The sequence below is a fragment of the Pseudomonas asplenii genome (assembly GCF_001293465.1).
Taxonomy (GTDB): Bacteria; Pseudomonadota; Gammaproteobacteria; order Pseudomonadales; family Pseudomonadaceae; genus Aquipseudomonas; species Aquipseudomonas fuscovaginae_B.
Map to the genome: position 1 here is coordinate 120,081 of NZ_JSYZ01000015.1, position 25,351 is coordinate 145,431.

Below are 25,351 nucleotides of genomic sequence, written 5' to 3' on the forward strand. Positions count from 1 at the left end.
TTAATCACCAAAAAAATCTGGCGCCTTCCAAAATAGAAAATAAAATTGACTTTAAAAAATAGGACTACTAGATGACTGACCAAAAAACGATCACAGAAAACACCAACAAGAAATCTGTCATCTCGCTACTTTTACTCATGGTATTGCTTGGTGTCTTTCCGATTGATGTTTTGCTGCCCTCCGTTCCCGCGATGGCGCTACACTTCAATCGGCCATCCGCCGACATTGCTCTCTCCATAAGCCTGTTTGCCATCGGAATATCTTTTTCCCAGCTACTCATTGGGCCCTTATCGGACAGAACCGGTCGGAAAAACCTCCTACTCTTGGGAATGATCGCATCAATGATAGGAGCCATGGGGTGCGCGCTTTCCAGCGATTATAAAATTTTCATTCTATTTCGTATAATTCAGGCACTGGGATGTGGCTGTTTTGTTCTCTCTCAGGCGCTGGTTCAAGATCTGTTTGAAGGGAAAGAACGGGACAGCCTGAGAATTATGATTGTCACCGCCAGTGGAGTGTTCATATCCATCTCACCGCTGGCTGGCAGCATTCTCCAAGAATTACTAGACTGGAGAGGCAGCTTCTATCTTTTTTTTGTTGTAGCCGCCGTTGTTTTTATTAAAACCTGCTCAACCCTAAAAGACGACTCAACGAAAAAAAACACTCAGTACTCGATCTTAAGATCTTACAGCCATATTTGCAGGGATAAATTATTCTTCGGTTATTGGCTTATAGCCGCCATTGCGTTTTCCTGTCACTTTTCCTTTATAGTGGTTTCGCCACTGATCTTCATGGAGCAGCTGCAGCTTTCCCAATATCAATTTTCAGCAATCCTTCTATTATACGGAGTCGCCTATGCAGTAGGTGGAACTCTGGCTAGAGTTGTTAGCAATCGCACAACTATCAGCACCCAGATCGCCATAGGTTTTTGTATGGTGTCCACTGCCGGACTGCTACTGATCTATATACCAAGTCGATTCAGCACATCTCCGTTAGACATACTATTACCAATGGTCATTTGCACAGTGGGAATTACGACAACCAGACCCGCAGCGACCTCCAAGGCAATGGAGCGTTTTCCCAACCATTCGGGAACCAGCGCCTCCGTTGGCAACACGCTGATTTTCATCTGTGGGGGGCTGATCAGCATGCTAATCAATTTCAGCGCTACAGATTTGCTATCGACTCTGGGTTGGACTTTTCTACTCTTGAGCATTGTCGGTTTAGGCCTGAATGCTCTGGTCCAACGCCCTGCACAAGCAATCATGGAGTGAAAAGCAACGCTTGCTCGTATACCACTCTCAACACCGCGCCCCATTCCTTCCAGCCGCCAGCGGTGTAGAATCGTCCTATTCATCGCCAGTCATCCCCCGGCGGGTTTATGAGCTCAGGCTGAGACGCACGGCGATCCCGTGCCGTTGTCGGCAGCTTTCGGACACACGGCCATTTTCCAGGTGTTCCCGAGGGTCAATAGAAGCTCACTCCCCACTTGTTACCTGATTAGCCGCCCGGAGTGCTCCATGCCTGATTACCGCTCGAAAACATCCACCCACGGCCGCAACATGGCCGGTGCCCGCGCCCTGTGGCGCGCCACGGGGATGAAAGACGCCGACTTCAAGAAACCGATCATCGCCGTCGCCAACTCCTTCACCCAGTTCGTACCCGGTCACGTCCACCTCAAGGACATGGGCCAACTGGTCGCCCGCGAAATCGAACGCGCCGGTGGCGTCGCCAAGGAATTCAACACCATCGCCGTGGATGACGGCATCGCCATGGGCCACGACGGCATGCTCTATTCGCTGCCGAGCCGCGAGATCATCGCCGACTCCGTCGAGTACATGGTCAACGCCCACTGCGCCGACGCCATCGTCTGCATCTCCAACTGCGACAAGATCACCCCCGGCATGCTGATGGCCGCCCTGCGCCTGAACATCCCGGTGATCTTCGTCTCCGGCGGTCCGATGGAAGCCGGCAAGACCAAACTGGCCTCCCACGGCCTGGACCTGGTGGACGCGATGGTCATCGCCGCCGACTCCAACGCTTCTGACGAGAAGGTTGCCGAGTACGAGCGCAGCGCCTGCCCGACCTGCGGTTCGTGCTCCGGCATGTTCACCGCCAACTCGATGAACTGCCTGACCGAAGCCCTGGGCCTGGCCCTGCCGGGCAACGGCTCGACCCTGGCCACCCACGCCGACCGCGAACAGCTGTTCCTGCGCGCCGGTCGCGACATCGTCGCGCTGTGCCAGCGCTACTACGGCGAGAACGACGACTCGGTACTGCCGCGCAGCATCGCCAACTTCAAGGCGTTCGAAAACGCCATGACCCTGGACATCGCCATGGGCGGTTCCACCAACACCATCCTGCACCTGCTGGCCGCCGCCCAGGAAGCCGAAGTCGCCTTCGATCTGCGCGACATCGACCGCCTGTCACGCAAGGTGCCGCAGCTGTGCAAGGTCGCGCCGAACATCCAGAAGTACCATATGGAAGACGTGCACCGTGCCGGCGGCATCATCAGCATTCTCGGCGAGCTGGCCCGTGGCGGCCTGCTGCACACCGACCTGCCGACCGTCCACAGCAGGAGCCTGGCCGAGGCCATCGCCCACTGGGACATCACCCAGACCGACGATGAAGCGGTGCACACCTTCTTCAAGGCCGGCCCGGCCGGTATCCCGACCCAGACCGCTTTCAGCCAGGCGACCCGTTGGGAGACCCTCGACGACGACCGCGAGAACGGCTGCATCCGCAGCGTCGAGCACGCCTACTCGAAGGAAGGCGGCCTCGCCGTGCTGTACGGCAACATCGCCCTCGACGGTTGCGTGGTGAAGACCGCCGGTGTCGACGAGTCGATCCTGGTGTTCGAAGGCAACGCGAAGATCTTCGAAAGCCAGGACAGCGCCGTGCGCGGCATCCTGGCCGACGAAGTGAAGGCCGGCGACATCGTGATCATCCGCTACGAAGGCCCGAAAGGCGGCCCGGGCATGCAGGAAATGCTCTACCCGACCTCGTACCTGAAGTCCAAGGGCCTGGGCAAGGCCTGCGCCTTGCTGACCGACGGCCGCTTCTCCGGCGGCACCTCGGGCCTGTCCATCGGCCACGCTTCCCCGGAAGCCGCTGCCGGCGGCGCGATCGGCCTGGTGCAGGATGGCGACAAGGTACTGATCGACATTCCGAACCGCTCGATCAACCTGCTGGTCAGCGACGAGGAACTGGCGGCCCGCCGTGTCGAGCAGGACAAGAAAGGCTGGAAACCGGCCGAACAGCGTCCACGCAAGGTCACCAGCGCGCTGAAGGCCTACGCCCTGCTCGCCACCAGCGCCGACAAGGGCGCGGTGCGCGACAAGGCGATGCTCGACAAGCTGGTGCCGTAAGCACCGTCGTCCAACAAAAAGCCCGGCCAAAGTGCCGGGCTTTTTACTGCCTGCTCGGAGCAACCCGGTCTTACTGGATCTCTTCCGGCTTGACGATCACCCAGTTCTGGTCCGCCGTCACCGTCAGACCTTCCTTTTTCTGGGCTTCGGCATTGCTCTTGATCATGCCGTTGAGCTGGTTCATGTACTTGTCCTTGCGGTTGACCCACAGGTGTACGCCACCCTTGGCCACGTCGACGCTGTGGAACAGCATGTAGCCATCGCTGGACGGGGTGTCGCCACCGACCAGTACCGGTTTTTTCCACTGGTCGATATAGGTCAGGATGGCCGCCTGCTTGCCGGCCATCCAGGTCGCCGGGGTCCACAGGTACGGAGTCAGTTCCAGGCCGAGGTTGGCCTTCTCGTCATACTTGCCGGCGCTGATCTGCTTGCGCGCGGTGGTCAGCTCGCCGGTCTTGCGGTCCTTGAGCAGGGTGGTCACACCGATCACGTTCTGCGGCTTGACGTTGTAGCCATACTTGGGATCGGCCGCGACCATGCGCACCAGTTCCTCGGAGGCGGCGGTCATCACGTAGACCTCGATACCGTTCTCCATCAGCTTGTTGTACAGCTCGACCTGGCCGGCGAAGACCTTCGGCGGCTGCACCTCGATGTTCTTCACCACATCGCCATCGTAATAGGTGCTCGGCACCGGCTTGCCCGACGCCATCAGTTCGTCGACGTAGCCCTTGAGCTCCTTGAGGGTGAAACCGGAGAACACCTGGGCCACCCACGGGTAGCAGACCATGTCGTCGATTTCGCAGAGGCGGTAGTAGTAGCTGAACAGGCTTTCCTTGTGGTCGGCGGTGTCCTTGAACGGGATCAGCTTCAACGACGGGTCCAGGGTATCGCGGGTGATCAGCCCCTTGTTCTCCATGTACGGCAGCAGCGACTCTTCCAGGTCGTAGCGGTAACTGGTGTTGTCCATGTCGAACACCGCGAAATTACCCTTGTTGGCATTGGCGGCGATCATCGCCTCCAGTTTCTTGGCCTGATCCTGCGGCCAGTGCTTGAGCTCGGTGGCATAGGCCTGGCCGGCAAGGCCCAGGCAGAGTGCGGCGGCGAGGAGTTTGGGGGCGAATTTCATGGGCGGGATCTTCCTGGATGAAAGTCTGTGACGCTAACAAATCCGTATGACAGTTCTCATCCGAGGACGACCGCCCGCGTCCTGATCCCGCCACCGGCATACGCCCCAGCGTCATCGGCTTATTCCAAAAGCGACAGTCGACATTCCATTTAGATATTAAATCTATATATATCAAGCTGTTAGGCTGAACGGTTCACAATCACCGCCCCAGAGTGATTGGCACTCATTGTTTCCGGAGTCTTCATGAACCTGCCGCTGATTCTCAATCTGCTGGTGTTCCTCGCCCTGTTGCTGGGCCTGGCACAAACCCGCCATACCTCCTGGAGCCTGGCCCGCAAGGTGTTGTTCGCCCTGGCCCTGGGCGTGGCGTTCGGCATTGGCCTGCATACCGTCTACGGCGACGGCAACCCGGTGCTCAAGGCCTCCATCGCCTGGTTCGACCTGGTGGGCAACGGCTACGTGCAGTTGCTGCAGATGATCGTGATCCCGCTGGTGTTTGCCTCGATCCTCAGCGCCGTGGCCCGCCTGCACAATGCCTCGGCCCTGGGCCGGATCAGCTTCCTGACCATCGGCACGCTGCTGTTCACCACCGCCATCGCCGCGCTGATCGGCATCCTGCTGACCAACCTGTTCGGCCTGAGCGCCGAAGGCCTGGTGGCCGGTACCCAGGAGATGGCCCGCCTGCAGACCATCCAGAGCGACTACGCCGGCAAGGTCGCCGACCTCAACGTGCCGCAGCTGCTGCTGTCGTTCATTCCGCAGAACCCCTTCGCCGACCTGGCCCGGGCCAAGCCGACCTCGATCATCAGCGTGGTGATCTTCGCCGCCTTCCTCGGCATCGCCGCCCTGCAACTGCTCAAGGATGACGTGCAAAAAGGCCAGAAGGTGATCAACGCCATCGACACCCTGCAGGCCTGGGTGATGCGCCTGGTACGGGTGGTGATGAAGCTCACCCCCTACGGCGTGCTGGCCCTGATGACCAAGGTGGTGGCCGGCTCCAACCTGCAGGACATCATCAAGCTCGGCAGTTTCGTGGTGGTCTCCTACCTCGGCCTGGGGCTGATGTTCGTGGTCCATGGCCTGCTGCTGTCACTGGCCGGGGTCAACCCGCTGCGCTTCTTCCGCAAGGTCTGGCCCGTGCTGACCTTCGCCTTCACCAGCCGCTCCAGTGCCGCGAGCATCCCGCTGAACATCGAGGCGCAGACCCGTCGCCTGGGAGTTCCACAGTCGATCGCCAGCTTTGCCGCCTCGTTCGGTGCGACGATCGGCCAGAACGGCTGTGCCGGCCTGTACCCGGCAATGCTGGCGGTGATGGTGGCACCGACTGTCGGCATCAACCCGCTGGACCCACTGTGGATCGCCACGCTGGTGGCCATCGTCACCCTGAGTTCGGCGGGCGTGGCCGGCGTCGGTGGTGGCGCGACCTTCGCCGCGCTGATCGTGCTGCCGGCGATGGGCCTGCCGGTGTCGCTGGTGGCGCTGCTGATCTCGGTGGAACCGTTGATCGACATGGGCCGCACCGCGCTGAACGTGAGCGGCTCGATGACCGCCGGCACCCTCACCAGCCAGATGATGAAGCAGACCGACAAACGCCTGCTGGATGCCGATGAGCATGCGGAGCTGGCACAGGCCTGAGCCCTGCATCGTCTTAGCAGAGGCTATCGCCAGGCATCGCAGTGCAGAGGGTCGTTCCCACGCTCCGCGTGGGAAACCTGCCGGGTGGTGACGCTCGGCACAATCCCTCAGACCCGCTCCCACACCTCGAAGCTGAACGCCGGCTTGTCGCCCTCCGCCGGATGCGGCTCGTCGGAAACCCGCTGCCACAGGTTCAGGTCGAATTCCGGGAACCAGGCATCGCCCGCCGGGCTCAGGCCGACCCGGGTCAGGTACAGGCGATCGGCCTGCTCCAGCCCCTGGGCATACAGCTGCGCCCCACCGATCAGCATCAGTTCACTGACGCCCTGCTCCAGCGCCCACGCCTCGGCCCGCACCAGCGCGGCCTCCAGCGACGGGAACACCTCGGCACCTTCCAACTGCAGTCCGGCCTGGCGGCTGACCACCAGGTTCAACCGCCCCGGCAACGGCCGACCGAGGGAGTCCCAGGTCTTGCGCCCCATGATGATCGGCTTGCCCAGGGTGGTGGCCTTGAAATACTTGAAATCCGCCGGCAAATGCCAGGGCATGCTGTTGTCGACGCCGATCACGCGGTTTTCCGCGAGGGCCGCGATCAGGCTGAGGGGAAGTTTGGTTTTCATGCCGAAGAGGATACCCGACACGCGGGTGCAGGCACTAGCCGCAGCGGTTATGCTTCTGGCACTCCCCCGCAACAGGATGGCGCGTGACTGAACCGACTCCCCTGCAACGCCTCTGGCTGACCGAAACCGTGCGCCTGCGCGAAGAACAGGCCGGGCCACTGGAAGACCTCGAAGCCAATCGTCGCGCCCGCGCAGCCGGCGGCGACCTGGCGACCCGCATCCAGCACCGCGCGCTCTGGCTCGCCGAGCGCGACGGCCAGCTCGCCGCCCTGCACCACTGGTTGCAGGGTGCGCGCCTGGCCCTGCTGCTGCTCGCCGTACTGGTGATCCTCAGCGGCGCCGGGCTGGCCTTCGCCGCCCTGGGCAACGGCCAGTTGCCGGTCAACGTGTTCTGGGCCCTGGGCAGCCTGCTCGGGCTGAACCTGCTGCTGTTGGCGAGCTGGGCCCTGGGCCTGTTCTTCGCCGGTGGTCACGGCGCCAGCCTGGGCCGACTGTGGCTGTGGCTCAGCGAAAAACTCGCCCGCGATGCCCAAACGGTACAACTGGTGCCGGCACTGGTGCTCCTGCTGCAACGCCGACGCCTGAACCGCTGGGCCATCGGCGTGGTCGTCCACGGCCTGTGGCTGCTGGCCCTGGCCTGTGCGCTGGTGGTGCTGCTGACGCTGCTTGCCACCCGGCGCTATGGCTTCGTCTGGGAAACCACCATTCTCGGCGGCGACACCTTCGTCGGCCTGACCCAGGGCCTCGGCGCCCTGCCCGCGCTGCTGGGTTTCAGCGTACCCGGCGAGGCCATGATCCGCGCCAGCGGCAATGCCGCTCTCGACCTGGAAAACGCCCGCCAGGCCTGGGCCGGCTGGCTGGTCGGGGGGCTGCTGGTCTATGGCCTGCTGCCCCGCCTGCTGCTGGCGCTGCTGTGTCTATGGCGCTGGCGCAGCGGTGTGCGTGCACTGGCACTGGACCCGAACCTGCCCGGCTACGCCCACCTGCGCGAACGCCTGATGCCCAGCAGCGAACGCCTGGGCATCCACGATGCCGCGCCCGCACAGTTGCCCAATGCCGAGGCCGGAGTGACCGACCAGGACAGCGCCGGCGCCTTGCTGGTGGCCGTCGAACTGGACGACCAGCGCCCCTGGCCGCCCGCCCTGCCGAAGGATGTCCGCGACGCCGGAATTCTCGACAGCCGCGAATCCCGGCAGAAACTGCTCGAACAATTGACCCGTTTCCCGCCGGCCCGCCTGGCGATCGCCTGCGACCCACGGCGCTCGCCGGATCGCGGCAGCCTTGCGCTGATCGCCGAACTGGCCCGCAGTGCCGCCGCCACCCGCGTCTGGCTGTTGCAGGCACCGCCCGGCCAGGCGCTGGACGCCGACCGCCTCGGCGACTGGCACAACGCCCTGCGACAGCTCGAGCTGCCGTTCGCCGACAGCGCTCCGCTTATGTGGCTGGAGACCGGCCATGACTAAGCCGCTGAAACTGGCCGTGGTCGGCCACACCAATGTCGGCAAGACCTCCCTGCTGCGTACCCTGACCCGGGACGTCGGCTTCGGCGAAGTCTCCCATCGCCCCAGCACCACCCGCCATGTCGAGGGTGCGCGGCTGTCGGTGGACGGCGAACCGCTGCTGGAGCTGTACGACACCCCCGGCCTGGAAGACGCCATCGCCCTGCTCGACTACCTCGAACGTCTTGACCGGCCTGGCGAGCGCCTGGACGGCCCGGCCCGCGTCAACCGTTTTCTCGACGGCAGCGAGGCCCGGCAGCGTTTCGAACAGGAAGCCAAGGTGCTGCGCCAGTTGCTGGCCTCGGATGCGGGACTGTACGTGATCGATGCCCGCGAGCCGGTACTGGCCAAGTACCGCGACGAACTGTCGGTGCTGACCAGTTGCGGCAAACCGCTGCTGCCGGTGCTCAACTTCGTCGGCAGTGCCGCCCAGCGTGAGAACGACTGGCGCCAGGCCCTGGCCCGCCTGGGGTTGCACGCACTGGTGCGCTTCGACAGCGTCGCACCGCCGGAGGACGGCGAGCGCCGCCTCTACGAAAGCCTCGCGCTGTTGCTGGAAGGTTCCCGGCCGCAGCTGGAACGCCTGGTCCATGACCTGCAAGCGCAACGCCAGGCACGCCGGCAAGGCGCCAACCGGCTGATCGCCGAATTGCTGATTGACTGCGCCGCCTGCCGGCGCCAGGTGGCCGGCGATGCCACGGCAGAAAGCAACGCCATCGCCGAACTGCGCCAGGCGGTGCGTCAGCGCGAGCAACGCTGCGTCGAGGCGCTGCTCAAGCTCTACGCCTTTCGCAGCGACGACGCGACCGCCAGCGACCTGCCGCTGCTCGACGGGCGCTGGGGCGACGACCTGTTCAACCCGGAAACCCTCAAGCAACTGGGCGTGAAGGTCGGCGGCGGGATTGCCGCCGGCGCCGCAGCGGGAGCCGGCGTCGACCTGCTGGTCGGCGGCCTGACACTCGGGGCCGCCGCCCTGGCCGGCGCCATCGCCGGCGGTGCCCTGCAGACCGCCCGCGGCTACGGCAACCGCCTGCTCGGCAAGCTCAAGGGCCAGCGCGAGCTGACGCTCGACGACAGCGTGCTGCGCCTGCTCGCGCTACGTCAGCGGCAATTGTTGCTGGCACTGGAGGCCCGGGGGCATGCGGCGCTGGAGCGCATCCAACTGGCAGCGCCCGCCGACACGACCTGGCGCGAAGGCAAGCTGCCGCCCGCCCTGCACAAGGCACGGGCCCACCCGCAGTGGTCATCGCTGAACCCGCAACCGAAGCTGAGCCAGGCGGAACGCCAGGAGCAGATCGAGACGCTGCAGCAAGACCTGTAACGGCGGCTCACTCGGGCGCCACCGACGGCCAGCCACCCCCCAGGCTCTTATACAGGGCGATGCGGTTGGTGGTCTGCGACAGGCGCACGCGGACCAGCGTCTGCCGCGCGCTGTTCAAGCCGCGCCGGGCGTCCAGTACTTCGAGATAACTGCTCAACCCGCCTTCGTAGAGCCGTTGCGCCAGCTCGGCCCGCCGCGCCTCGTTGTCCACCAGACGTTGCTGCGCAGCGAGCCGGGCCGCCAGCGGGCGATTCGAACCCAGAGCATCGGCGACCTCGCGAAACGCCTGCTGGATCACCCGCTGATACTCGACGAGGGCAATCTCGCGCTGGGCCCGGGAAAGATCAAGCTGGGAAAAGCGTCGCCCCATGTCGAAGAGCGGCAGATCCAGCTGCGGGCTGAACGACCACTCCCGGGCCTGACCGGAAAACAGCTGGCCCAGTTGTGGACTGCTCAGGCCGAACAGCCCGGTCAGGCTGATACTCGGCAGAAAGGCCGCGCGGGCCGCGCCGATATGCGCATTGAACGCCCGCAGGCGGGCCTCGGCGGCACGAATATCGGGGCGCCGCAGCAACAGATCCGAGGGCAGCCCCGGCGCGACTTCACTCAGCATCGATGACGTATCGCCCGCCCGGCCCGCCAGCCGGTCGCCATCGACGGCCGCACCCACCAAAAGCTCCAGCCTGTTCAGCGACAGGCTCAGCTCCCGTTGGGTCTGGGCCAGCTCGGCCTCCAGGCTCAGCACCAACGCATCGGCCTGGCGCAGCTCCAGTTCGTTCGCCAGGCCCAGCGCCTGGCGACGACCGATCAGACGCGCTGCGGCCCGGGCCTGCTCCAGGGACGCCTGGCTCTGTCCGCCCAACTCGACGTGGGCCAGGTATTCGTAAAACGCCGCCGCCACCTCGCCCACCAGGCCGAGCTGGGCACTCAGGACATCTTCCCGGCTGGCCGCCAGACGCTGGCCGGCCGCCTCGCGCAGGGCCCGGACCCGCCCCCACAGATCCAGCTCGAAGGCCGTGAGCCCAAGCCGGAAATGCCCCTGCTCGCGCACCAGCGACTGACCGCTGGGCGAATCGAGCGCCGAAACACCACGCCTCTGCGTCCCCGCATTGATGCCCAGTGCCGGCCACTGATCGGCCCGGGCCACACCGTGCAGCGCCCGCGCCTCATCGACACGCAACACCGCCAGACGCACCTCGCGGTTATGCTCCAGGGCCTGCTCGATCAGCCCCTGCAACTCGACATCGGCGAACATCACCCGCCACGGCGGCAACTGCGCCTCGTCATCCGTAGACTCCCGCCAGCGCTCGGCCACCGGCAATACGGGTGGCTCCTGCTCGGGGACCAGCGAGCAGCCAGCCAGCCCCACGACCCAGGCCGCCAGCAGTGCTCTGCCGATATTCACCGGGAACCACGCCGAAGCAGTTCGGCGGGCAGGCTCGCCAGCCTTTGCGCCGGGCCCTGCTGCCGCTGGAAAAATGCCTCCATGCGTGACAGGTAGAACCAGTCTTGCGGTGACTCCAGCAGAAAGCGCTCGATCGCCCTGGCCCACGACACCTGCATCTGTGCCGCCGGCGCACTGGCAACCCATTCGATCAGGTGCAACTGCCCCGGTCCGCCCAACTGCACCCGATGCCCCGCCAACAGCACATCGCAACCCAGCTTCGCGGCGAGGAACATCGGCCCCTTGACGAACTGCGCCGCGCGCCCGAACAGGTGGCCCCCGGTCGGCTCGCCGCTGCGCAGGCCTCCCATGCTCACCGGCAGGTCGGCGAAGATGATCACCCGGTCGCCGCGGCGGATCGCCCGGGCCAGCGCCAGCGCCGTGCCCGGGGCCCGGCTGTCGAGAATATCCACCTGGTGCCCGAAGGCCTCCAGGCTCTTGAGCGATGAGCGGGTGAGTTCGTCGTTGAAATTCCAGATGGGAATGACGAACCGCGTCGCCTCGGCGTGACGCTCCACCAGGCAGGCCACCGCCATCCAGTATTCGCCGGTATGGGCCAGCACCAGCAACGGAGCCGAGCGCGCCCAGAGCCCATGGGGATCGACCCAGGCGATCGAACGAATCCACGCCCGCAACCGAACCGGCCGATGACGCGGGTACAGGTGCTCCACCAGCGCACATTGCAGCCTGATCGCACTGTGGCGACAGGCCCGCTCCCGGCATTCGTCCGGCTCCAGCCCGAACAGGGCCAGGTTCTGCAGGCTGCGCGGGTAGGCGGGCCCCCGCCAGGCCACCGGCAGCCGCGCCAGCAGTGCCGGAACGACCGGCAAGCCCATGCGCACGCCCCATCGTCCCAGGCAACGGGCAGCCCCCCTGAGCAGCGCTTCGCGCAAGCGCCTGCGCAGGCCCAGCCACAGCAACCAACCGCGCATCGACCAACGCGACCGCCATTGCGTCATGTCCGACGCCTGCCCAGGGGCCGCAGGCTGCCCTGGCGCATCAGCCAGATCTGGTCGCAGGCCAGGGCCACCGCACGGTCATGGGTCACGATCACGCACAACATCGGCAAACGGCGGATGGTCTCGATGATCACATCCCGGGCGCCGGGGTCCAGATGCGAGGTGGGTTCGTCGAGCAGCAACAGCTCCGGCCGCCGATAGAGTGCCCGGGCAATCAGCAGGCGCTGTTTCTGCCCGGACGACAATTGCACCCCCATGCTCCCGACCAGGGTGTTGAAGCCATTGCTCAGGCCGAGGATACTGTCGAGCAGCCCGGCCTGTTCGACGCAAGCCTTCAGGTGCGCGGCGTCGCTGCCGTCGCTGTCCATGACGATGTTCTCCAGTACCGAGCCGGCAATGATCTCGTCATGGGCCGTGACATAGGCCACACATCGGCGATAGCGCCGCAGGCCGAACTGGCGCAGGCTCAGGCCATTGATGCGCAGTTGCCCGGCATCCAGCGGATAGAACCCGGCCAGTACCTTGAGCAGGGTGCTCTTGCCGCAGCCCGAAGGGCCGAAGATGGCGATCCGCCGGGCAGCCCCCGCCAGTTGAAAATGCAGGTGCTCGAAGGTCGGCCGGTCGAACGAGCTGTAGCGAAAGCACGCGTCGTCCAGGCGAACCCTGCGCAGGGCCTGGCCCGACTCCAGGGGGCCTGCGCTGTAGACGCTGGACTCGGTCGGTTCGGCCGCCTCGTCGACGATATCGTCGATCCGCCGCAGCTCCACCGTCACCAGGCGCAGCCCCATATAGCGGTCGACCACCTTCAGCGCGCAGCCCATGAACATGTCCTTGTAGAGCACGAAGGCGAACAGGTCGCCGACGCTGTTCTCGCCGTTGAGCACCGCCAGTGCGCCCAGAGCGCTGACCAGCAGCGAGTGCCCATGGGAAAGACCCTCGTGCACCACCTGGTTCATCGCCTGCAGGCGTTGGACGCTGGCCCGGGCGATCTCGGTGTCGGTGTGCTGGTTGCTCCAGTTCGCCAGGCGTACCGCTTCCTGGTTGTAGAGCTTGACCGACTCGATGCAGTCGAGGGTCCCCAACAGGGTCACGTTGCGCGCCGTCTCGGCTTCGATGGAGCGCTGGTGGTCGCGCTCCATCATCGGCAGGGTCAGGCCGCGTACCATGAAGAACAGCAGGCACAACAACAGCGACAGCAACGCCAGTTGCACATTGACCAGCCCCATCAGCAGCAGGAAGGCCAAGCCGAACGCCAGGTCGATGGCAATGTCCATCCAGCCGGCGGTGAAGGTCAGGAAAACCTTGTCGGTCGCCTGGGTACGCCGCAGGATATCGCCCGCCGCACGGCGCTCGAAGTAACTGGCCGGCAGCCGCAGCAGCCAGGCGATCACCCCGGTGGAGAGGTCCTGACTCAGGGCGATGCGCAGGCGGGTGTCGAGCACCGCCCGCAACCAGGCGGCGACCGTCTTGAACAGGAATATCCCGCCGAACACGTAGAGGATCAGGAACAGCAGGTCCTGGTCGTTCTTCGTCACCACCTCGTCCACCGTCAGCGAGAACAACTTCGGCGCGGCGATCGCTCCCAGATAGCCGAGCACCGACAACAGTCCCATGGGCAGCAGGTAGCGCCACAGCCAGGGGTTGCGGGACAACACCCCGGCGACACCGAACACCGCCGGCGGACGGGCCTCGATCCGCGTGGTGAAGGCCAGGCCGGGGACCATCTCCAGGGCGACGCCACTGAACATCGACAACGCCTCCTCCCAGCGGTAGAAACGCCGCCCCACCGCCGGGTCGACGATGTGTACGCCCTTGGCGCCAGCCGACTGCAGCACCACGAAGTGCATGTTGTGCCAGAACAGGATCGAGGGCGTGCGCAACTGCCGGAGCCCCTTGAGCGGGAGCCTGAGGGGGCGACAGGCGAAGCCCAGCGCCTCGCCGACCCTGATCATCTGGAACAGCGACATGCCATCCCGGGCGACCCGATAGTCCCGACGCAGTTGCCTCAGGCTCAGGGCCTTGCCGTGATAACCGGCGACCATGGCGATGGAGGCCAGGCCGCATTCGGATATTTCATCCTGGAAAATCACCGGGACCCGCCCACGCCAGCCATGCCGCGCACGGGCCAGGGCATCACGCAGCACCTGGGTGAAGCGGCTCATGCCGCCTTGTCCGCTTGACGCAGGTAATCCGGGTTGCCTTCAAACCCGCGCAGCACCGGCAGGAACAGCCACTGCATCAGGCTGAGCCGTTCCAGGCGCAACGAGCCGCTGAGGGTCATGCCGTCCTTGAGCCACTCGCGATGGATACGGGTACGCGGGTCGCTGAAGTCCAGTTGCACCTCGGCCAGGTAGGCCGGCCCCGGGTCACGATCCTCGCCACCGGCACCGGGTGCGGGCTCCAGATAGGTACTGGCACTGCTGTGAACGATATGCCCGCGGATCACACCATAGCGGGCATAAGGAAAGGCATCGACCCTGACGATGACCTCGGTGCCGGCGGTAGCGAAACCGATCGCCGCCGGGCTCACCGACAACAGCACCCGGGGGGCCTCCTGCGCCCCACCGGCGATGCGCAGCAGCATCATCGGCTGGCCGCCCTGGGCGCGCGCGCCGGGGAACACCGAAACGGCATCGACCACGCCGTCGACCGGGGACAACAGTACGTACTCCTGGCTCTTGCCCAAGGCTTCCAGGCGTTCGCTGAATTCATGGCGCTGGCGGGCCAGTTCGCTGAGCCGGCGTGTCAGCTCGTGCTCGGCCTCCTGGGCACGCTGCTCCAGTTCCAGTATGCGCTGACGGGCGCTGGCCCGGGCGAGGTCGTTGTTGGCCAGGTCCTGGATCGCCGCCTCGTGCCGCACGATCGCCTCGTTCAGTGCCGCTGCGGACACCGCACCCTCGGCACTCAGGCGCTCGTGGCGCTGCTGGTTGTCCAGGGCGATGCGCACGCGCCGCTGGATCGAGCGCTTGATGGTTGCCGTCAGTTGCAGATCCTTGTGCAGTTGCGCGATCTGCAACTGCAACGAGCGCTGGCCGGCCTGATGGGATTCGCGCGCCCGGGTCTCGTCGCGGGCGACGTCCCGCAGCAGGTTGTCCAGGCGCTCCGCACTCTGCCGGGACATGGGCCGGGTGCCGTCTTCATCGAGGTTTTCCGGCTCCAGGGCGCGGATGCGCACCAGCGGCTGATCCTTGCTCACCGACTCGCCGGCCTGCACCAGCACCTCGCGGATATGGGCCGGTCGTTCGCTGGTGATACGCACCACATCGCGGGTCTGCACCCTCCCCGGCACATCCTCCTTGCGCGCATAGTTGCCCAGCAGCAGCAACGTGATGGCGGCCATGAAGAACACCGCGACCAACCAGGCGAACAGCAGTGGCGCTAAGGCTCCCCGGGGCGCCACCTTTCCCAACTCAAGCATGACAGGACCCGTGCGGATCGCGGCGCATGCGGCCGCGTCAGAAAGAACGGCAAGGCCCAGTACAGAACCGGGCCTGGCCCACTGCCAAAAGCCGTGGTGCCGTGACGTAGGGGGTGACACAAGGAGCGGTAGGGATCGCTGGCGACCGAACGGCCAGTCAATCTTCATCCGCCCCGTTCAGGAGCCAAGCCTCGATCATTCGGCGATGCCCAAGACAGGCTTGCTCAGTTGCTGTATTTCTCCGTGACTCCCTTGAACGACTCATAGGCCACATCGATCAACAAGCCGAGCTCCGCGAGAAGACCCGAACCACGAACCTCCTCCGTCTGCTCAAGGGTCATTTCCTGCACGGTGACATCTTCAGTTTGAGTATTGCTCATGAGTAACCTCGACTTGTTTGAGAATGAGGCGGCATGGGGCGACAGGAAAGGCCTCCTGCCTGCCCGAATACCGCAAGGCCCGCGGGTCTGGAACCTTGGCAGGCCATGGGCACATTTTCAGCGAGGCGACTGCGGCGGGATATCCGAAGGTTCAACCATCTAACAGAGCAAAGACCTACACATACCTACAGACACATCTTCCATCCAAGTAGGAAGCAAGGCAAAGCCCTACAGTCCCAGCAGACTGGCCGCCTTGGCCCGCAGGATTTGCAGATCCAGCACAGGCACGCCTTCGAGCTTGGCCTGTTCATCCCACTGACGCATGCGCAGGCTCAAGTCGCACAGGGGGTCCTGCGCGAAGTCGGTGGCCTCCTGCAGGGTCATCATCCCACCCTGGTACTCCAGCGTTCGCCGACTGGCCTGGCTCAGACGCTCGTAGTACCCGGGCTCGACCAGGGTCAGATAACGCTTGGCCTGTACGTGATACTCCACCAACCGCGCCAGCCGCTCGCTGAACCCGGCACGACGCAGATAGTCCGCGCCCAGGCGTTCGTGGCTGGCGATGCCATAGCCGCCCATGCTCCGGTCCGCCGCCGTCGGCCGTGGGCAGATATGCCCGATGTCGTGGAAGAACGCCGCCAGTACCACTTCGTCGTCGCAGCCTTCGGCCATCGCCCGCTGTGCGGCCTGGGACATGTGCTCCAGTTGCGAAACCGGCTCGCCGATGTAGTCGGCGCTGCCGAACTGCCGGTAGAGGCCGAAGACCTCGTCCAGCACCTGTTCGACCCGGCTCATCGGCTCTCTCCCAGCAAGGTGGCGATATTGGCCTCGGCCATGGCCGGGCCGACGCTCATGCCGACACCGGTGTGCATCAGCGCCGCGTGCACGCCGGGCGCGGCCTGCAGGAACGAGAACGGGCCCGGCCCCTTGGCACCGTAGACGCCCTGCCAGCGCTCGAGCACCTGGACCTTGCAACCGAGGGTGTGCTCGGCCAGTTCCAGCATCCAGTTATCCACCTTTTCGGCATTGAACGGCGACGGATCGCTGCCGTAGTGATGGGAATCGCCGATGATCAACTCGCCATGGGGTGTCGGGCTGATCAGCAGGTGGATGCCGTGCTCCTGCAGGTGCGGGCTTTCGTGCTGGATCTGCGCCCGGATCGCCGCCGCTTCCGGCAGATCGGCGAAGGCGCCGTAGTGCACGCAACTGAGACCGGTCAGCACGGCGTGTTGCAGGTCCAAACCGCTGGGCAACGGGCGGGCGCGGAGCATCTGCAGGCGGCAGATGCTCGGCTGCAGGGTCGCCAGCGACTCGGCCAGCAGGGTCTGGTAGTCGTGGCCCGAACAGACCACGATCTGCGTGCCGCGGAAGGTTCCCGCGGTGCTGTGCAACTGGCCGGACTCGACCTCGCGGATCAGGGTCGAGAAGTGGAATTCGACGCCCAGCTCGCGACGCAGGTAGTCGATCAGCGTCGGGATCGCCTCGCGGGAATACAGTTGCTGGTCATCCAGGCCGTGCAGGGCGGCGCGATGATGGCTGAACTGGCCGCCGTGCAGGTCGGCCAGGGCCCGCCCCTGCAACAGTTTCACCCGGTAGCCGTGCTCGCGGGCCCGGCCGGCGCAGAAGGCTTCCAGCAGGTGTTCCTCGGCTTCGCTGCGGGCGAACAGGTAGCTGCCGTTGCGCTTGAGTTCGAAACCGGCGTGCTGCGACCAGTGGCCCCAGATCTCGCGGCTGGCGCGGGCCAGGTCGAGCATGACGCCTGGCGGCTGGCCGGTGACCAACGCCTGGCCGAAATTGCGGATCGACGCGCCCAGGGGCGTGGCGCTGCGCTCGAAGACCCGGACCTTGAGGCCGCGGCGGGCGGCGGCATAGGCGTGGGACAGGCCGAGGATACCGGCGCCGACGATGAGGATGTCGCTGTGATAGGTCATGAAGGGTCCTGAAGCAATGGCCAGGTTGATCGCTCCCACGCTCCGCGTGGGAATGCAGCCCGTGACGCTGTGCGTCACAAGAGCGGACGCCGAGCGTCCAGAGAGGCGTTCCCACGCGGAGCGCGGGAACGATCGAAGGTTCGGGCTCGGCCAGGGACTTACTGGGCAACCTTCTCCGACTTGCCGTCATAGCGCTTGCGCCATTCGGCCAGGATCTCGTCGCGGTGCTTCGAGGCCCAGGCGAAGTCGTTCCTGATCAGGCGCTGTTCGTAGTCGGCCGGCAACTCGGTCTGTGGCCTGGCGATCCCCGGCTGGGCCAGCACGGCGAAGTTTTCCTTGTACAGCGCCATGGCCGCCGGGCTGGCGGAGAAGTCGGCCAGTTTCTTCGCGGCCTCTTCATGGGGAGTGCCCTTGATCACCGCCGTCGCTTCGATCTCCCAACCCAGGCCTTCCTTCGGCAGGACGATGTCCAGCGGCGCCCCCTGGCGCTTGAGTTGAATGGCCGGGTATTCGAAGGAAATGCCGATCGGGAACTCACCCGCCGCCGCCAGTTTGCAGGGCTTGGAACCGGAGTGGACGTACTGGCCGATGTTCTGGTGCAGGTCATCCATGTACTGCCAGCCCTGCTTCTCGCCGAAGGTCTGCAACCAGGCGCTGACATCGAGAAAACCGGTGCCGGACGAGGCCGGGTTGGGCATGACGATCTTACCCTTGTACTCGGGTTTGGTCAGGTCCTGCCAGCTCACCGGCTTGTTCAGGTGCTGCTTCTGCGCCTCGACGGTGTTGAAGCAGATAGTCGCGGCCCAGACGTCCATGCCGACCCAGGCCGGCGGGTTGGCCGGATCGCGGTAGTGGTCGCCGATCTTGCCCAGGTCCTTCGGTGCATAGCTCTGCAGCATGCCCTGCTGGTCGAGGGTCGCCAGGCTCGACGCGGCCAGGCCCCACACCGCATCGGCCTGTGGCCGGGCCTTCTCGGCCAGCAGCTTGGCGGTGATGATGCCGGTGGAATCACGCACCCACTTGATGCCGATATCCGGGTTGGCCTTCTCGAACGCGTCCTTGTAGCTCTTGAGCTGCTCGGCTTCAAGGGCGGTATAGACGGTCAGTTCGGTCTTCGCCGCGAAGGCGTTGAGACTGAACAGCGAGAGGACGGCAGCGGCAAGAGTTAATGGCTTGAACATGATGCGGTTCCTTGAGGTGTAGGGCTGGGCTGGTGGACGGATCAATGGCCGGGCACGCTCTGCCGCCAGGCCTGGGTACGGCGCAGCAAGCCGCGCGAGGCCCAGGCCAGCAGCAGGGACACGCCCGCCGAGGTGAACAGGATCAGGGTCGACATGGCCGCCGCGCCGCCGACGTTGCCGGCGTCGTCCATGTTCAGCACGGCGACCGCGGCGAGGATGGTGTCGGGGCTGTAGAGGAAGATCGCCGCCGACACCGTGGTCATCGCCGAGACGAACAGGTAGCGGATGATGTCCAGCACGGCCGGCAGGCAGATCGGCAGCGTGACCCGCAGGTAGTGCCGGTACAGCGGCGTCCCGAGCGACAGCGCGGCGGCCTCGAACTCGCCGTCGAGCTGGCGCAGGGCGGTGGTCGCGGTCATCTGCGCGGTGGTCAGGTAGTGGGCGATGGTGCATACCACCAGCAGGGTCATGGTCCCGTAGAAGACATGCAGCGGGTTGCCGACGAGGTTGAAGAAGAACACGTAGCCCAACCCCAGGACCAGGCCCGGCACCGCCATCGGCACGAAGCTGAGCAGGCGCAAGGCCACGTTCAGGCCGCGCTGGCCGCGGGTCTTTTCCATCAGGTAGGCACCGCTGAAGATCAGCGCGCTACCGATCAGCGCGGTGCACAGGGCCAGGGTCAGGCTGTTGCGATAGGCCAGCCACCACCCGCCGTCTCGTCAAAGCGGTAGTGGCTAAGGGACAACGACAGGTTGTACGGCCAGAATTTCACCAGCGACGAATACACCGCCATGCCGAACACCAGCAGCAGCGCGGCGCAGATCAACAGCACGATCACCAGGTAACACGAATCCCGCGCCGGGCTGCGCAACGGCTGGAACACCTGGGCCCGACCGCTCATGGCATCGCCCTGGCGCCGTCGCAGCCAGGTATCGACGGCAAAGCTCAGCAGCGCCGGTAGCAGCAGGATCATGCCGATCAGCGCGCCACGCCCGAACTGCTGCTGGCCGACCACCGCCTTGTAGGCTTCCAGCGCCAGCACCTGGTAATCGCCACCCACCACCACCGGCACGCCAAAGTCGGTGATGGTCAGGGTGAACACCAGGCACAGGGCGGCAAACACCGCCTGCCGGGTCGCCGGCCAGGTGATGCTGCGGTAGGCCTTCCATGGGCTGGCCCCCATGCTCGAAGCGGCGTCGAACAGCCGCGCATCGGCCAGTGACAGCGCCGACAGCAGGATCATCAGCGCATGGGGAAAGGTGTAGATGACTTCACCGAGGACGATGCCCCAGAAACCGTAGATGTTGTCCGCCAACAGGCCGCGTAGCAGGCCCTGGTTGCCGAACAGGTAGACCAGGGCGATCCCCGGCAGCATCGAGGGCGCCATCAGCGGCAGCAGCGACAGGCCGCGCCAGAGGGTCTTGCCGGGAATCAGCGTGCGTTGCAGGGCATAGGCGAACAGGTAGGCCAGCGGTACGACGATCGCCGCGACGCTGATGGAAACCTTGAGGCTGTTGCCCAGCAGCCAATGGAAGTTGTCGCTGCCCAGCAACTCCCGCGCGGCGAGCCAGCCACCGCCCTGCCCGGCCTCGTTGCTGAAGCCGCGCCAGAAGATCGCCAGCAGCGGCAACAGCACCGCGACAGCCAGCAGGCCGAGCCAGAGCAGTTTGCCGCCGACCACGAACAGTCGATCCCCGAGGTCGCCGCGCCTGGCCGCCGGGGTCGATTGGCGCGGCAGCGCCAGGCCGATTGGCGCGGCCATCTCAGGCGAACACCTGGAGGCTGCGCGGGGGCAGCGCGACCCAGATATCCGGCGAGCCCAGGCGCGGCATGTCCTGCGGACCGACTTCGGCCAGCAGCGGATGGCCGGGCAGTTCGTTGAGTTCGAAGCTCATGCGGCAGCGATTACCGAGGAAGGTGATTTCCCGCACCCGCGCGGCGAACAGGTTTTCCTCATGCACCGGCGGGTTGACGCTGATCGACTCGGGGCGGCAGAACAGCCGACCGGAGCCGGCCCGCGGAGCCCCGTCGGCCAGGCGCAATTGCAGGGTGCCGACCTGGGCATGCCGGGTGCTGCGCTGCTGGAACGGCAGCCAGTTGCCCTGGCCGACGAACTCGGCGACGAACGGGGTGGCCGGCCTGTCGTAGATGTCCTGGGGCGTGGCGTACTGCTCGACCTTGCCGTTGTTCATCACGGCGATGCGGTCGGCCATCAGCATGGCCTCATCCTGATTGTGGGTGACCATCAGCGTGGTCACGCCGAGGCTGCGCTGCAGCTGGCGCAACTCGCTGCACAGGTGCTCGCGCACCCGGGCGTCGAGGGCCGACATCGGCTCGTCGAGCAACAACAGCGACGGTGCCGGCGCCAGGGCGCGGGCCAGCGCCACGCGCTGCTGCTGACCGCCGGAGAGCTGGCCGGGATACTTCTTCTCGCTGCCGGCCAGGCCGACCAGTTCGAGCATCTGCGCAACACGCTGACGCACTTGGTCACGGCTACTGCCGCTCAGGCCGTAGGCGATGTTGGCCTCCACGGTCAGGTTGGGGAACAGCGCGTAGGACTGGAACAGGATGCCGTAGTCACGGGCCTGGGGCGGCAGTTCGGAAACATTGCGCTCGCCGAGGAACAACTCGCCATCGTCCTGGCGCTCGAGGCCGGCGATGCAGCGCAGCAGAGTGGTCTTGCCGCAACCCGACGGCCCGAGCAGGCATACCAGCTCGCCGGCGGCGACGTCGAGGGAGACGTTCTCCAGTGCGGCAAAGGCGCCGAAGCGCTTCTGCACACCACGGACTTTCAGCGCGGCGCCGGGGTTGACCGGGGCGTGGGCAATCGGGTGGTTCATGGACAGACCTCATCAAGCAGATGAAGGTCATGCTAGGCAGCCAATGCGTACGTCATGTGGCAATAAGGCAAAAGCTGCCGATAGTGGTATTGGTGGATTTGGGTAGGATAAGGACTACGCAGATCTTGATCGTTCCCACGCTCTGCGTGGGTATGCAGCCCGTGGCGCTCCGCGTCACAAGAGCGGACGCCGAGCGTCCTCGCAGGTGTGCCCACGGGGACCGAGGGAACGATGGGATAGTGATGGGGTGTCTGGGCTGGCCCTTTCGAGGATAAATCCGACTCCCTCAGTTTCCGGCGCCCCTCAGTCAGAGCGGCGCCATCTCCTGCGCCAGGCCCAGGAAGGCCGCCGGCAGGCGCGCCGACTTGCGCTCCTTGAGGCAATACAGGTACTCCGGGATCTGCGGCGCGTTCTCGATGGTCAGCACCCGCAACTGTGGGTCATGGGGCACCTCCTGGCGGGCAATGATGCTGATGCCGATGTTGCGCAACACCGCCTCGCGGATCGACTCGCGACTGCCGATTTCCAGCAGCGGCCCATGACTGACCCGTGCCTCGCGCAACAGCTCTTCGGTCAGTTGCCGGGTGGTCGAACCCGCCTCTCGCATCAGCAGGCAGTACCCGGCCAGCGCGCTCAAAGGCACATGGTCATGAATCGCCAGCGGATGATTGCGATGCACCGCCAGCACCAGCGGGTCGCTGCCCAACACCCGGCGGATCAGCCGCGGGTCCTCGAGCAGTTGCGACGAGGCGGCGACATCGACCCGGTATTCCTCCAGCGCCTCCAGGACCTGCTGGGAATTGCCGATCTCCATCGACACCTCGACCTGGGGCAGGCGCTCGCGAAACGCCTTCACCAGATCGAGGATGTAGTACGGCGCGGTCGCGGCGATGCGCAAGGCGCCCTGCACCTGGCCGCTGTTGCGCAGGAAGAACTCGATATCGGCCTCCTGCTGCAGCAGCGCCTTGACCATCGGCAGCAGCCGCGCGCCGTCCTCGCTGACACTCAGTCGGCGGCCGCCGCGATAGAACAGCTCGACCGAGTACTGGCTCTCCAGGTGACGGATCTGAGTGGTGACCGTGGGCTGGCTGAGGCCGAGTTTCTTCGCCGCCAGGGTGATGCTGCCCAGGCGGGCGACCATGTAAAACGCCTTCAGCTCCGCACTCAGCACATCACACTCTCACCATCTATTTGCGCAACAGGCGCAAGCCATTGAATACCACCAACAGGCTGACGCCCATGTCGGCGAACACCGCCATCCACATGGTCGCCATACCGAAGAAGGTTACCGCAAGAAAGACCGCCTTGATGACCAGCGCCAGGGCGATGTTCTGCCTGAGGATACCCGCAGTCTGCCGTGACAGGCGAATGAAAGCAGGAATCTTGCGAAGATCGTCGTCCATCAGGGCGACATCGGCGGTTTCGATGGCGGTATCGGTGCCGGCCGCCGCCATGGCGAAACCGATCTCGGCGCGGGCCAGCGCCGGCGCGTCGTTGATGCCGTCACCGACCATGCCGACCCGATGCCCCTTGGCGTACAAGGCCTCGATGGCCTGCAGCTTGTCGGTCGGCAACAGGTCGCCGCGGGCCTCGTCGATGCCCACCTGGGCGGCGATCGCCTTGGCCGTGTGCGGGTTGTCACCCGTGAGCATGAGGGTCTTGATACCCAGCTCGTGCAACTGACGAATGGCTTCGCGGCTGCTGTCCTTGACCGTGTCGGCCACGGCGAACAACGCCAGCGGGCCGGAGCGGTCGAGCAACAGCACGACCGTCTTGCCCTGCTCTTCCAGGGCAAAGAGTTTTTCCTCCAGTGCCGGTGAGCACAGGCCCAGCTCCTCCACCAGCCGATGGTTGCCCAGGTGATAGCGCTGGCCGCCAATGTCGCCACGGACGCCACGCCCGGCCAGGGCTTCGAAGGCCTCGACCTCACGCAGTTCGAGCTGCCGGTCCCGGGCATCGCGGGCGATCGCCAGGGACACCGGGTGGTCGGAGCGCGCCGCCAGGCTGGCGGCGATCGCCGGGGCCGTCTCGCGGTGCGGCGCTTGCAGCGGCAGGAAGTCTGTCAGTACCGGCTTGCCGTGGGTGATGGTGCCGGTCTTGTCCAGCGCCAGATAGTCGAGTTGATGGCCGCTTTCCAGATAGACTCCGCCCTTGACCAGGATGCCCTTGCGCGCTGCCGCTGCGAGGCCGCTGACGATGCTCACCGGCGTCGAGATCACCAGGGCGCAAGGACAGGCCACCACCAGCAGAACCAAGGCCCGGTAGATCCAGTCGAACCAGGCACCCGCCATGAACAGCGGTGGAATCACCGCCACGGCCAGGGCCAGGGCGAATACCGCCGGGGTGTAGACCTTCGAGAAGCTGTCGACGAAACGCTGGGTCGGTGCCCGCGCGCCCTGGGCCTGCTCCACCGCATGGATGATCCGCGCCAGGGTCGAATTGCCCGCTGCCGCCGTTACCCGATAGTCCAGGGAACCGGCCTGGTTGATGGTGCCGGCGAACACCTTGTCGCCAGGATTCTTCTCGACCGGCAGGCTTTCGCCGGTGATCGGCGCCTGATCGACACTGGAAGTCCCATAGACCACCTCACCGTCCAGGCCGATGCGCTCACCGGGCCGGACCCGCACCAGAGCCCCGGGTTCGACGCGCTTGACCTCGACCTCCACCCAGTTGCCCTCCGCCTGGCGCACCGTGGCCGTTTCCGGGGCCATCTGCATCAGGCCGCCGATGGCGTTGCGCGCGCGGTCCAGCGAACGCGCCTCGATCAGCTCGGCAATGGTGAACAGGAACATCACCATCGCCGCTTCCGGCCACTGTCCGATCAGTACGGCGCCGGTCACGGCGATGCTCATCAGCGCATTGATGTTCAGGTTGCGGTTCTTCAGGGCGATCCAGCCCTTCTTGTAAGTGCCCAGGCCGCCGCTGAAGATCGAGACCAGTGCGACGATGGCCACCACCCAGGTGGGCGCGGCGTTGGTGAAGTGGATGACTTCGGCAGCGAGGGCGCCCACCCCGGAAACCACCAGCGGCCACCAGGGTTTCCTTGCCGGAGGCTGGCTGGCGGCCTGCTCGTGCGCACCCTCTTCCAGTGGCTCGGCCTGCATGCCCAAAGACTTGATCGCCTCGACGATCGGGGTGGTCGACGGCAGGTCATGGGTCACGCCGAGAATCCGGTTGATCAGGTTGAACTCCAACTGCTGGATGCCCGCCAGCTTGCCCAGCTTGTTCTGGATCAGCGTCTGTTCGGTCGGGCAATCCATGGCTTCGATGCGGAAGCGGCTCAGGCGGCCATCGACACGGGTGCCATTGCCGAGCGTGACCAGGGCCGGGGCTTCGGCGGCCGAACAGCAGCTGTGGGAATGTCCGCCGTGATCGTGGGCATGGCCGGCTTTCACTGGCTGCAGCGGCTTGCAGGCGCCCTGAGCCGGTTTATCGGCATGGCCGTGATCGTGATCGTGATCGTGATCGTGATCGTGATCGTGATCGTGATCGTGATCGTGATCAGCATGCTGATGGCCAGTGCCGGAGGTGGGCTCGAAGGTGCTCGAACAGCAGGAGCCGCCGTGCTCGTGCGTGTGCGGGTGGTCGTTGCCAGGCTGGCGCGGGGTGTGGATGGAGTCGCTCATGGG

18 protein-coding genes and 1 pseudogene are annotated in these 25,351 nt (G+C 65.2%); 5 read left to right on the plus strand and 14 right to left on the minus strand.

The features are described 5' to 3' along the window. Positions 1–71 precede the first annotated feature (71 nt). Positions 72–1,274 carry an MFS transporter gene (locus tag PF66_RS19315; RefSeq protein WP_054063551.1) on the plus strand — a complete coding sequence of 401 codons (1,203 nt, stop codon included), beginning with the start codon at positions 72–74 and terminating at the stop codon, positions 1,272–1,274. 246 nt (positions 1,275–1,520) lie between these two features. Further along, positions 1,521–3,368: a dihydroxy-acid dehydratase gene (gene ilvD / locus PF66_RS19320; RefSeq protein WP_054058392.1), complete on the plus strand. Its 1,848-nt coding sequence runs from the start codon at positions 1,521–1,523 to the stop codon at positions 3,366–3,368. 70 nt (positions 3,369–3,438) lie between these two features. Here ilvD and PF66_RS19325 read toward each other — a convergent pair whose 3' ends face one another. Then, positions 3,439–4,494, minus strand: a complete 1,056-nt coding sequence (locus PF66_RS19325; protein WP_054063552.1) for a phosphorylcholine phosphatase — start codon at positions 4,492–4,494, stop codon at positions 3,439–3,441. Between the two features lie 243 nt (positions 4,495–4,737). On the opposite strand from PF66_RS19325, the gene PF66_RS19330 reads away from it, so the two are divergent. Beyond that, positions 4,738–6,129, plus strand: coding sequence for an L-cystine transporter (locus PF66_RS19330; protein WP_054063553.1), 1,392 nt, complete (start codon positions 4,738–4,740; stop codon positions 6,127–6,129). Between the two features lie 107 nt (positions 6,130–6,236). Here PF66_RS19330 and PF66_RS19335 read toward each other — a convergent pair whose 3' ends face one another. Continuing rightward, positions 6,237–6,749, minus strand: coding sequence for a dihydrofolate reductase (locus tag PF66_RS19335; RefSeq protein ID WP_054063629.1), 513 nt, complete (start codon positions 6,747–6,749; stop codon positions 6,237–6,239). An 83-nt stretch (positions 6,750–6,832) separates the two neighbouring features. On the opposite strand from PF66_RS19335, the gene PF66_RS19340 reads away from it, so the two are divergent. Both PF66_RS19340 and PF66_RS19345 read left to right on the plus strand, forming a co-directional pair. After that, positions 6,833–8,212 carry a DUF2868 domain-containing protein gene (locus tag PF66_RS19340; RefSeq protein WP_054063554.1) on the plus strand — a complete coding sequence of 460 codons (1,380 nt, stop codon included), beginning with the start codon at positions 6,833–6,835 and terminating at the stop codon, positions 8,210–8,212. Next, positions 8,205–9,569: a GTPase/DUF3482 domain-containing protein gene (locus PF66_RS19345; protein ID WP_054063555.1), complete on the plus strand. Its 1,365-nt coding sequence runs from the start codon at positions 8,205–8,207 to the stop codon at positions 9,567–9,569. Before PF66_RS19340 ends, PF66_RS19345 begins: the two co-directional genes overlap by 8 nt. A gap of 7 nt (positions 9,570–9,576) precedes the next feature. Here PF66_RS19345 and PF66_RS19350 read toward each other — a convergent pair whose 3' ends face one another. The 12 genes and pseudogenes from PF66_RS19350 to PF66_RS19400 form a co-directional block, all read right to left on the minus strand. Next, entirely contained in the window at positions 9,577–10,974 is a 1,398-nt protein-coding gene (locus PF66_RS19350; protein WP_054063556.1) for an efflux transporter outer membrane subunit, read from the minus strand. Beyond that, positions 10,971–11,972: a hypothetical protein gene (locus PF66_RS19355; RefSeq protein ID WP_054063557.1), complete on the minus strand. Its 1,002-nt coding sequence runs from the start codon at positions 11,970–11,972 to the stop codon at positions 10,971–10,973. Before PF66_RS19355 ends, PF66_RS19350 begins: the two co-directional genes overlap by 4 nt. Then, a complete protein-coding gene (locus PF66_RS19360; RefSeq protein ID WP_054063558.1) occupies positions 11,969–14,134 on the minus strand; it encodes a peptidase domain-containing ABC transporter in 2,166 nt (721 codons plus the stop codon). Before PF66_RS19360 ends, PF66_RS19355 begins: the two co-directional genes overlap by 4 nt. Further along, a complete protein-coding gene (locus PF66_RS19365) occupies positions 14,131–15,390 on the minus strand; it encodes an HlyD family secretion protein (protein WP_241494404.1) in 1,260 nt (419 codons plus the stop codon). Before PF66_RS19365 ends, PF66_RS19360 begins: the two co-directional genes overlap by 4 nt. Before the next feature lie 224 nt (positions 15,391–15,614). After that, complete coding sequence (locus PF66_RS33060; RefSeq protein WP_160319861.1) at positions 15,615–15,770, minus strand: hypothetical protein; 156 nt, start codon at positions 15,768–15,770, stop codon at positions 15,615–15,617. Positions 15,771–15,998: 228 nt separating this feature from the next. Further along, on the minus strand, positions 15,999–16,565 hold the full coding sequence (locus tag PF66_RS19370) for a phosphonate degradation HD-domain oxygenase (protein ID WP_054059378.1): 567 nt from the start codon (positions 16,563–16,565) through the stop codon (positions 15,999–16,001). Beyond that, a complete protein-coding gene (locus tag PF66_RS19375) occupies positions 16,562–17,701 on the minus strand; it encodes a TIGR03364 family FAD-dependent oxidoreductase (protein WP_054063559.1) in 1,140 nt (379 codons plus the stop codon). The genes PF66_RS19370 and PF66_RS19375 overlap by 4 nt, the downstream gene beginning before the upstream one ends. A gap of 158 nt (positions 17,702–17,859) precedes the next feature. Continuing rightward, complete coding sequence (locus PF66_RS19380) at positions 17,860–18,882, minus strand: putative 2-aminoethylphosphonate ABC transporter substrate-binding protein (protein WP_054063560.1); 1,023 nt, start codon at positions 18,880–18,882, stop codon at positions 17,860–17,862. Between the two features lie 41 nt (positions 18,883–18,923). Beyond that, positions 18,924–20,644: pseudogene (locus PF66_RS19385) on the minus strand (putative 2-aminoethylphosphonate ABC transporter permease subunit). A gap of 1 nt (position 20,645) precedes the next feature. Next, positions 20,646–21,722 carry a putative 2-aminoethylphosphonate ABC transporter ATP-binding protein gene (locus PF66_RS19390; RefSeq protein WP_054063561.1) on the minus strand — a complete coding sequence of 359 codons (1,077 nt, stop codon included), beginning with the start codon at positions 21,720–21,722 and terminating at the stop codon, positions 20,646–20,648. Positions 21,723–22,029: 307 nt separating this feature from the next. Then, positions 22,030–22,893, minus strand: a complete 864-nt coding sequence (locus PF66_RS19395; RefSeq protein ID WP_054058655.1) for a LysR family transcriptional regulator — start codon at positions 22,891–22,893, stop codon at positions 22,030–22,032. A 16-nt stretch (positions 22,894–22,909) separates the two neighbouring features. Beyond that, complete coding sequence (locus PF66_RS19400) at positions 22,910–25,348, minus strand: heavy metal translocating P-type ATPase (protein ID WP_425357906.1); 2,439 nt, start codon at positions 25,346–25,348, stop codon at positions 22,910–22,912. Positions 25,349–25,351 lie beyond the last annotated feature (3 nt).

Coding starts and splice junctions, on each gene's coding strand:
- PF66_RS19315 (WP_054063551.1), top strand. CDS start 72: ATGACTGACCAAAAAACGATCACAGAAAACACCAACAAGAAATCTGTC.
- ilvD (WP_054058392.1), top strand. CDS start 1,521: ATGCCTGATTACCGCTCGAAAACATCCACCCACGGCCGCAACATGGCC.
- PF66_RS19325 (WP_054063552.1), bottom strand. CDS start 4,494: ATGAAATTCGCCCCCAAACTCCTCGCCGCCGCACTCTGCCTGGGCCTT.
- PF66_RS19330 (WP_054063553.1), top strand. CDS start 4,738: ATGAACCTGCCGCTGATTCTCAATCTGCTGGTGTTCCTCGCCCTGTTG.
- PF66_RS19335 (WP_054063629.1), bottom strand. CDS start 6,749: ATGAAAACCAAACTTCCCCTCAGCCTGATCGCGGCCCTCGCGGAAAAC.
- PF66_RS19345 (WP_054063555.1), top strand. CDS start 8,205: ATGACTAAGCCGCTGAAACTGGCCGTGGTCGGCCACACCAATGTCGGC.
- PF66_RS19355 (WP_054063557.1), bottom strand. CDS start 11,972: ATGACGCAATGGCGGTCGCGTTGGTCGATGCGCGGTTGGTTGCTGTGG.
- PF66_RS19360 (WP_054063558.1), bottom strand. CDS start 14,134: ATGAGCCGCTTCACCCAGGTGCTGCGTGATGCCCTGGCCCGTGCGCGG.
- PF66_RS19365 (WP_241494404.1), bottom strand. CDS start 15,390: ATGCTTGAGTTGGGAAAGGTGGCGCCCCGGGGAGCCTTAGCGCCACTG.
- PF66_RS33060 (WP_160319861.1), bottom strand. CDS start 15,770: ATGAGCAATACTCAAACTGAAGATGTCACCGTGCAGGAAATGACCCTT.
- PF66_RS19370 (WP_054059378.1), bottom strand. CDS start 16,565: ATGAGCCGGGTCGAACAGGTGCTGGACGAGGTCTTCGGCCTCTACCGG.
- PF66_RS19375 (WP_054063559.1), bottom strand. CDS start 17,701: ATGACCTATCACAGCGACATCCTCATCGTCGGCGCCGGTATCCTCGGC.
- PF66_RS19380 (WP_054063560.1), bottom strand. CDS start 18,882: ATGTTCAAGCCATTAACTCTTGCCGCTGCCGTCCTCTCGCTGTTCAGT.
- PF66_RS19390 (WP_054063561.1), bottom strand. CDS start 21,722: ATGAACCACCCGATTGCCCACGCCCCGGTCAACCCCGGCGCCGCGCTG.
- PF66_RS19400 (WP_425357906.1), bottom strand. CDS start 25,348: ATGAGCGACTCCATCCACACCCCGCGCCAGCCTGGCAACGACCACCCG.